The following is a 9,466-nucleotide window of genomic DNA, read 5'->3' as shown; positions in this document are numbered from 1 at the left end:
ATTATGGCTATCAACATCGGGAGTAATATAGGTTTTACCATCAAAAAACACAGGTTGCCCATGTGAATTAAATGGTGCTTTAGGAGGAGCTATTCTCCGATCAAAGCCTAATTTCCCTGCTGCCTCTTGGGCTTCTTTTCCTTTCAGAGCCAGATAAGCTAAGTCGTCTTTATTCGGCTTTTCCGGGATCGGCGTAATTGTAGTATTTCCGCCAGTATCCGGCTTACCTTCCGTATTGCCGGTATGATTTGGCGTAATACCAGACCGATTCTCCTCATTGCCTGTATGGTTCGGTATACTACCCGGCTCTAACTGTTGTTTCCACCGGTATGATTAGGGTATTTCCTGATATCACCGGATTGATCACCGCCGGTATGTTCTGGTAGATCAGTTGGATGAGCAACTTGAGTGTATTTATTCTGAAGTGTATTTAGGTAACTCTGTGTAATTTCATCATTTCCCATCATCTGAAGCATAATCAGATGGTCTAAGTCTTCTGAAGAAATCTTATCAGCAATTTCCTTCGCTACTACTCCAGTTATACCCGCCTTAACACCTATCTCCAGGACTTTCTCTGCCACTTTGGCACGGCATGGGGCAGCTATTGCACACCCTTCCGTTACCAGTTTACCTAAGAAATTATTGTCAGCAACAACCCATTCCAGTGCGAAGTTGACCGCCAAGCACCTATTTTTTCTATGGTACTCAGTCAGTTACAACCTGTTTTTCCCTGTACGGTTTGACTCCCGGCCAATAACACCCCGACGCGACTTTTCAGCTCGATAAGCCACTTTGCCTTGATGTGATGAACCTCACCTTTAGAGTTAGATGGTTATCCAACATTTGGGGTACGGTCCACATGGGGGGATTTTACTTTAGGCAGTAATAATAATTTATTGTAGAAGTGACAATGTTTTTCACTGTTTCCTTTTCTAAAATAATATCAGTAACATGTGGTTTTAGTATTTCCTCCCAATGATATCCAACATCATCATTACCATTTAAAACACTCAGTTTTGCACCTAAGATTCTTATCATACTGCCATTAGATACAGCAAAAACATAACAACAGTCATTTTCTAAATTATATGTAGATGCTTGATATTTGTAAGAAGTAACAAAATCGTCTGATACTTCTTTCTCTGGTTCAGCCCGTTCAGGCAACATTGTTTTTAACATAGAGAAGTAAGCTTCTTTTTTTTCCATATTGAAAATATTATTATTTTCAACAGGTAATACCAAAGCATTACTATCAGATAAACAAAGGATATCTCCTCCTAATGTTGCTACTTTCGCACTATTTGGATACAGTTTTCCATCTATACAAAAATGAAATAAGCCATTTCTATATCCATTTTCTGTACTCCAATCAGATAAATACTCTATAAGTATGGCAAAATGATTTGGATCACCAAAAATCATAATTATCTCCATTTTCCAGGTAAACCAAGTTTCTTTTTAACGTCTGATGGAACGTCGCTCTTGCTTAATGCCGCACTTTTATCACCTGTGCTACCGGACCAATGCCACGTACCATCATTAGTATTGGTAAATTGATGTACATTACCATTACTATCCAATGCGTATCTTTTTTTACCACTTGCAACTGAATTGCCAAACAATTCGATCGAATTTTTAGGTTCAGTCCCGGCATTATGGTGATAACCTATTTGTCCTGGAGTATGTTTAGGGTTTGATTTATACACTAATCCATTATTAGTTGTCACAGGATCAGGAGCCGGTATAGCACTTCCCTTACCCCTTTTGCGCCAGCTTTACTGATCCCTCCGGCAACCCCCGCAGACGCCGCAATCCCCGTCTGCCCCATAATCTTCACGATTTCCTGGGTCGTTTCTTCTGAGCCACCGGTGACTTGGGCACGATGGAGCACTAAATTGCGGGAGGCATCAATATTCGACATCGCACCCCGTAAATCAGCCCATTCCCGCACTTCTGCCGGTGTGAGGGAATCCAGTCCCTGCATTCTGGCTTTTTCCTGAATTTCACTCATCCGGGCACTGTAATCACCCTGTAATGCTCGCAGCTCTTTGGCAACCGCAACACACTGGTCAGCGCCTGAACACGTTGCTATCCGCGCCTGAACCTGATCATATTCCTGCCGATATTTATCTCTGACCGTCGCACGACAACTGCTATCTCCCTGACAATTGACCAGTTCCTCGCTCCTTGAGCGATTCTGGTCAACGCTTAAGTGATTATTATCGACAACAAGCTGTACCCAGACTTGCGATTATATTGGCCGGAATTAAGTAGCTAAGGATCTGAAGAGGATTTTCTTTTGCGAATTTCTTCTATCTTCGCCAATACCCAAATTCCAATTCCAACAGGCAATCCTGCACCAACTCCTACTCTCGCAGTGTAAATAAAATCATTCCAATGATAATTAAAATAACCATTTTCAAAATAATAAAATGCAGGTACAGCTAACCCTGCAATAAAGGCCAAAAGAAAAATAAACGATGTCCAGTAAGCTGTAAGTAGGATAAAAGCTTTTAATCCTATTCGTTTATTTTCCATTTTTAGCTCCATTTTCTTTTATCTGGTTTTCAATACCAGTGCCTATTACTGTACCTACAACAGTACCTCCGATAGCCCCACCTATTTCTGACGCTACAGGACTGATAACGACAGGAGCCAGTTTATCTGTAATTATTTTTCCACCTTTAGCACCTGCTACAGTACCAACAGCCGCACCTATAACAGCTCCAGTTGCATCTTCACCTTTAAGCTTGCTACCTAGCCAAGCTCCACCAATATTTACCCCTTCTGTATATATCAAACCTTTACCTTGGGTTAATGCTCCCACTCCGGCAGCTATAAGCGTGTCAGTATAGCTGTAATTCTCGTTTGGTTTCATAGTGATAAGCTGTTTTCCGGTGTCAGATATTGCACCAAGTAAAGCTCCACCCACTACGGCTGCGGTCCCAGCAACAGGCGCAACTATAGTCCCTCCCACAGCAGAAGCACCTGCACCCCAAGCGACTAACAATCCTCTTGCCGGATCTTGCCCTTCCGGGTGATCACCTTTGGCATGTTTTGACAATGCAGCCGAAATCTCTTGGGGAGATTTACCTTCATTTAACATCGCAGCAGCCAGACTGGATGCTGACCGACCGTAATCTGCCATGCCTTTGGGTAAACTTAGGGCATTATTATCCGCCGCATTCTTCCCGGCCTGCGCACCAGTGAGGGCGCTGGCGCTGGAATCACCGGCAATGCCGCCGGCCAGCCCAGCCGCCAGGGTAGAGAGGGTGCTGATAGTCTGTTTCTGTTCCTCCGTTAACTCACTGACGTTAGCCTTATCGCCGTAAAGTTGCTTAATCAATACCTGAGCCGCCAGTTCACCAGAAGCAGCGCCGGCTGCTCCCGACAAGGCATTGTTGCCACTGACTTCCGCCGCCACGGCGCCCAAAATCGCATGGGCCAGCGTATTGGTGGCGATATCCACCTGATGGGTTTGTGGGTCAGTCGTCAGTTCTTTAATCACGCCAGCCAGATACGGCGAAGCACCGCCGGCCAACGCCTGACCAAGATTGTTCCCCGCTAGCCCCTGAATCGCTGCCGTAGCCGCCTGTAACGCTTTTTGATATTTGCCGCCGGTCCCCAGGCCGGAGTCATTCAGCGCCTGCGTGTAAGCGGTGTCATAAATTTGTTTATTGATATCCTCCAGAGTCGGGTGTTGATTGCCTGCGTTGATCAATTTTTCTTTGGCATCAGCTTGGTCCTGTTCACTGATATGACTGAGTTTCGCTTTCGCCGCTTGGGTCGCGATAATTTTCCCTTCCGTCCCGGCTATCTCGGTCATCTGGGCGCTGAGTTCGCCAATCAGTTGCGCCTGTTTCAGCCGCTGTTGTTCCTTTTCCTTGTCAAATATCGGACTCAAGACATTGGCGGCGTTATCGGTATCGCGACTTAAGTTCGCGATATCCTGCGTTTGGTGGTCCTTATCCCGGATAATCAGGTGGCCGTCACTGACGGCGGCATGCGTGGTACTGCTGTCATGGCCCTGATTATGGGCCCCCGTCAGCGCATTAACCGCCAGATTATTCAGCACCTGACCGGTGGTTGGTTGGCCGAGGCTGACGCCCGCATTCTGCTGCTCAACGCTAAAGTCCGCTTTATTTTGAATATCTTTAAAACCCAGTGTCCCGGTGTTCAGGGTGTTTTTGGCTTTGTCGGCAGTACTTGCTATCACTGCACCATCCAGTTGGGTGTGGTCGCCGACGTTAACCTGATAACCGCCTTTACCAGCAAACAGCCCGGTCTGCTCCTGTACTGAATCATAGTTGCTGTGCAGTTTGTTGCGGCTGGCATTGAGGCTCGCTGTGCCGTTGGTGAGGGGACCCACAGTGGCACTGACGCCCGCGCTGGTGTTGTGTTGCCGGCTGTCATAGCGCTGGCTGTCTTGTTCACTGCTCAATGACAGATGGCGTTTCACCTCGGCAGTAATTTGCTCACCCTTCACCTGTGCCCCTTTTAACGTCGTATCCCGGCCACTGTTTAGCTCAACGGTCTGTCCCGCCTGTAACGTGGTGTTATTGTGGCTGACGCCGTTGCCGTTTTCACGGCCGTTGCCCCGACTGACATTGGCCGAGACGTTCAGACCGGTGCCTCCGGGTCCAGCGGTCAGGCCCACGCCCAGCGAGCTGCCGTGGCTGCTGTTTTTGCCGGCGGTCTGTTCGGTGTTCTGGCTGGATGAGAGCGCAATATCCCGACTCGCATTGAGTTTCAGGTCTTTGCCCGCCTGTAACTGGCTGCCCTGAATGCGGATATCGCCGTTCGAACCTGATGTCCCTTTATCGTCACTGTGCGCCGTTATCGTGAGGTTATCCCCGGCGGTGAGATGGCTGCCCTGTTGGGTGGTCTGACGGGACTGCTGTTCTGAACGGGAAGACTGGCGACCGTAGGACAAGCTCACCCCGGCCAGGTTGTTATTGCTGCTGCTGTCACTGCCCTGAGCTTCCGCCAGTCGGGCGGCTTGAGTCGCCTGTACCCCGCTCAGCGCGGCTTTGGTATTTTGCAACGCTTTCAGGCGCAGGTCACTTTCATTGCGGGCGGTTCTGGCTGTTTGCACCGCACTGTTGACGGCCCCGCCGGCAGCGCCACTCAGCGCCACGGTTAAGCCGCTCTGTTTCTGTTCGGTTTTTGTTGTGGTGTGATTGCGGTTTTCCGCACTGGTGACAGTGACCTGTTGACCGGTCAGCGTCAGGTCTTTACCGGCAATCACCTCACTGCCGTGAATACGGAGTTGTTCTCCCGCATTAAGAACCACATTGCCCTGGCTGCTGCCGACCGTGCTGCCTTTGCTAAGCTGGCTGTCGCTGTCGGTGGTGGTTTTCTGGCTGGCTTTGCCAACGGTAAAACCAATCCCGCCCGTGCCCATCAGGCCCGATTTTTTCTCCTGCCGCAAATGGGTTTCACCGTGAGATTCTGCGGCGGTGGCGACGGTAAGCTGATGACCGGCGTTCAGGCTGACATCTTGCGTGCCTGCCACATTGCTGCCGCTGATATGCAGGTCTTTACCGGCCTGTAAAGTCACTTTATCGCCGCTGAATGTGGTACTGAGCGCCTGCCGGTCGTGCACTTCATCGTGGATTTCCACCGACGACTTCGACAGCCAGCCTTTGCTGGTCTGTTTACTGTGCTCCACTAAGTCGGATGAGGCGGTACCGGTTGTCAGCGTCAGGTTATGCCCGGCCTGCGCCGTCAGGTGTTGACCGGCATTGACGTGAGCGGCGGTGGCGGTCAAATCCTGCCCGGCTTGCAGGGTCACCTCACCGGCACCGGTTATCTGGCTGCCGATATCCTGTTGTTGGGTCAGATGGCGATAGTTATCTTTCCCCCAATTCCCCTGTTCTGTACGGTGTGTGCTTAGGGTATCCAGCGTCAGGTTATGGCCTGCCGTTATCTCGGCGCGACCGTCTTTACCGGCGTTTTTGATGTCACTGGCGGTTAATTGGACATTGTTGATGGCGCTCAGCGATAAGGTGCCTTTATCGTTCTGCACATAAATCCCCGCCGGACGGTCCAGCCAGCGGTTAGCCTCATCCCCGCGTAACGTAGACGCGCTGGTGATATCGCGACCTTTCAACGTTACCCGGTCATCTCCCTGAATCTGCCCGCCCCGGTTGGTGAGCGTTTGTTGGGCCGTCAAATCCACTTTGCCGCCGCGAATAAAGCCGCTGTTGGTCAGGTTGCTGGCGGTCAGTTGGGTGACGTCACGCCCGCTAATCGTGCCGCTGTTGGTGATATCGCCCTGACTGTTAAGCGCCACGGTATTACCGGCCAGCAAGGTGCCATCACGGCTCAGGTCGCCCTGACGGACACGCGCATACACCTGCGGTACGGTGACCACCTCGGTAGTGCCATCCGGCAAGGTCACGGTTTGGTTAGTCAGCCAGATAATATCCGAAGTCAGCAATGCCATCTGCGCCGGACTTAAGGCGACGCCCGGCGTTAACTGTTGCTGTTGGCCAAAGGCAATTCCGGCATCCATCAGCGCTTTAAACTGTGCTTCGTCGTTGTTGTAGCCGGGCAAATAACGCCGGCCGGTCAGTTGGGTGATTTGGTCCCGCACCAGCCGCTGTTCGTAGAACCCATCCCCCAGGCGTTTGTGAACCAGCGCCGGGTCATGGGTTAACTGTTGCCGCATATAATCCGAGCCCAGCCACTGTTTATACTGGGTGAATTTCGGGTCGGTCTCGACCAGATAGTGGCTGTCGCTGCCCGGTTGCACCGTATACAGGCTGTTATCCGGCAGGCGGGTGTTAGGAGTCACCACGCGTATCACCGGATCGACTGTTTGTCCTTTCACCGTCTCCGGGGGCAAACTCAGTTCAAATGGCTGGCCGGGGGGCAAGACCAGAGGCTGGTCGTTTATCCCGCTCACCGGTTTGACCGCCGTGGGAGCCGCGTGTATCTGACCGGTCTGTCGGTCTGTAATCGTGATATCGGTGTTCTGTGGACGGGTATGGTCCTGCCAGGCCAGCGTTTTCAGGTCAATCGTTTCTATCACCGGGGCAGGGTGATAACCACTGCGGCTTTTTCCCTGCGAGGTTTTAGTACCGCGGAATCTGGGCTTAAGTCGTTTCTTTTTCGCATACCAGTGAGTCTGGCGACCTTTATCGGTGGTGATGCGTTCCCCCTGAGTGGCTATATTGTGCAGTTCGCCTATTTCGCCGTTCAGCTCGCCGCCGGCAACAATTTGGCTGTCGTGATTAGTGACTTCCGCACTGTTGAGCGTGATATTGCCGCCCGCCAGAATTTTACCCGGGTCACTCTGTTTGACCTGAGTTTCCTTGACAGTGCGGGTGTACTGATATTCGTAAAAGTCATTACTGCGGCTGCCGTCCGGCATGATGGCATCGTGCACGCCGTATTTGTTGTGGCGGGAAGTGTCCACCTGCGACCAGTCATAGCGGGTGGTCTGGCCGCTCAATACCGCATCGTGATGTCGTGATTTTTCTGTTTCGACAACTTGGGTGACCAGACCGGCGTTGGTGTTGTGAATCTGCTCAGCCTGAATTTTCAGGTTTTTCCCGGCCTCAATTGTCGCCGCGTGGTTATTGAGCTCACGGGCCTGACCGGTGGCCGTCAGGCTGTTGTCCAACTGGCCGCCAATGTGCATATCGCCCACGCTGTAAATCTGGGCATGATGCTGGTTGTTAAGCGTTCCAGTCCCGATATCCAGCCGGTCACGCGCGGCAATCACGGCGGCTTTGCCGTCCTGCGCGGTATTATTCAGCGTGCCCGTCTGGAGGGCGAGTTGGTCGCCGTAAATGCGCCCGGTGCCGGTATTGTTCAGGGTGTTAGCCGTGAGATGGGTCAGGCCGCCGTCAATCAATCCGGTATTGTTCAGCGTATCGTGGACCTTGATTTGCGTTTGTCCGGCGCTGATTTCACCGGCGGCGCTGTTGGTGAGATTGCGGGCGTCAAGATGCAGCGCCCGACCGGCTTTTATCTGGCGGTCATTGAGGAGATTGCCGGTGGTTTTCAGGGTCAAATTGCCATTGGCCGCCGTGTTGCCGGTATGGTGAAAATCCTCGGTTAAGGTGACGGCCATATCCCCCTGCGATAACAGTTGGCCGTCACCGCTGAGGGCCTCGGCGTTAATATCCACCTGTTTCCCGGCAATCAGGGTGCCCTGTGGGTTGTTAATCCTCAGATGCGGTTGCTGAGCCTCGCTGTTGATGGTGAGCTGTTTGCCCGCAGAGACCAACCCCTGGATATTATCCAAGGTCTGGCTGATGTTCGCTTGCAGATGGTCGGCCGCCCGTAAAGCCCCCTGGCGGTTGTCCGCCTGTTGGGCGTTGACCGTCAGGTTTTGCGCTTCCAGTCCTTTATCCGTCTGCGCCGTGTCGCGATTAATCAAGTGAGTGGTGCTCAAGGTCAATTGCTGACCACCACGGATAAGGCCGCCGGTGTTATCGGTTTGGGTTTCAACATTAAGAGTGGTGTCGCCCACGGCTTGTACCTGCCCGTGACGATTGTCGAGCCGCTGGGTTTTTAGGTTGAACGTACCGGCCGACAACAATTTGCCGTCCCGGTTATCGGTCTGCGCCTGTCGGGTGTCGATAACTAACTGTCCGCCTTGCAGATGACCGTGGCGATTGTCCAGCGGGCCGCTGGTGACGGTGGTTTTGCCTTCACCAAGAATCTGGCCCTGCTGGTTATCCAGTAACTGCCCGTCGGTATCCAAGTTAAGGACGTCTGCGGATTGTAAGGTACCCTCGCGGTTGGTGAGTTGTCGGCTGTGAATGTCCAGCCCGCCATTCCCGGCTATCTGTCCCTGAGTATTGTTGAGCATGCTGCTGGTCAGCGTCGTTTTGCCGTCCGCGGCTATCATGCCGCCGGTGTTATCGATGTCGCCGGTACGCAGGGTTAACTGCCCGCCGCTTAACAACCGGCCTCCTTTTTGGTCGGCATTGCGGGTATTAATGAGCCCATGCCCGTGGGTATCAACGGCCATCTCGCGGCCGGATTGTAACAGCCCCGCCGTATTATCCAGTTCACCACTGTTTAAGGTCAGGGTGTCCCCGGCTATCACCTGTCCCGCCGTATTGATGAAGGGCTGGCCGGTGGTCTGGCTGTTGATATGCTGCGCCAGCAACACGCCTTGCGTGTTATCCAGTGTCTGGCTGGTTGTAGTCAGTCGGGTTTTGGCTTCAAGATGACCATTGGCATTCTGAATGGCCTTGCCAATGGTCAGGGTGGCGCTGTCCCCGGTAGCCACAAGGCTACCCCGGCGATTATCCAGTTGGGCAGCGCTGAGCCGGAGCGCGTTACCCGCTTCCAGCCGGCCCGCCTGATTGTCCAGCGTGTCTTTGACCGTCAGTGTCAGCGAGCCCTTGTCGGCAGCCACAATGTTGCCATGACGATTATCGACGGTCGTTGCCTTAAGGTTCAGGTTACCGTTACCGGCAAGGGTGCCCTCCTGATTATTCAG

General features: G+C 52.3%; 4 protein-coding genes and 2 pseudogenes. All 6 read right to left on the bottom strand.

The window, feature by feature from the left end; genetic code table 11:
- Positions 1-410: 410 nt before the first annotated feature.
- Positions 411-653, bottom strand: a pseudogene (locus LG003_RS23580) (VENN motif pre-toxin domain-containing protein); the annotation flags it as partial.
- Positions 654-870: 217 nt separating this feature from the next.
- Positions 871-1,422, bottom strand: a complete 552-nt coding sequence (locus LG003_RS21925; RefSeq protein ID WP_157975445.1) for an immunity 42 family protein — start codon at positions 1,420-1,422, stop codon at positions 871-873.
- 2 nt (positions 1,423-1,424) lie between these two features.
- Positions 1,425-1,727, bottom strand: coding sequence for a hypothetical protein (locus LG003_RS21920; protein ID WP_112879647.1), 303 nt, complete (start codon positions 1,725-1,727; stop codon positions 1,425-1,427).
- On the bottom strand, positions 1,724-2,011 hold the full coding sequence (locus LG003_RS21915) for a hypothetical protein (RefSeq protein WP_240000893.1): 288 nt from the start codon (positions 2,009-2,011) through the stop codon (positions 1,724-1,726). Before LG003_RS21915 ends, LG003_RS21920 begins: the two co-directional genes overlap by 4 nt.
- A 263-nt stretch (positions 2,012-2,274) precedes the next feature.
- A complete protein-coding gene (locus LG003_RS21910; protein ID WP_011145468.1) occupies positions 2,275-2,538 on the bottom strand; it encodes a hypothetical protein in 264 nt (87 codons plus the stop codon).
- A gap of 619 nt (positions 2,539-3,157) precedes the next feature.
- Positions 3,158-9,466, bottom strand: a pseudogene (locus tag LG003_RS21905) (hemagglutinin repeat-containing protein); the annotation flags it as partial.

It is taken from the genome of Photorhabdus kleinii, from assembly GCF_025384885.1.
GTDB lineage: Bacteria > Pseudomonadota > Gammaproteobacteria > Enterobacterales > Enterobacteriaceae > Photorhabdus > Photorhabdus kayaii.
This window is presented reverse-complemented; position numbering and strand designations above follow the sequence as displayed.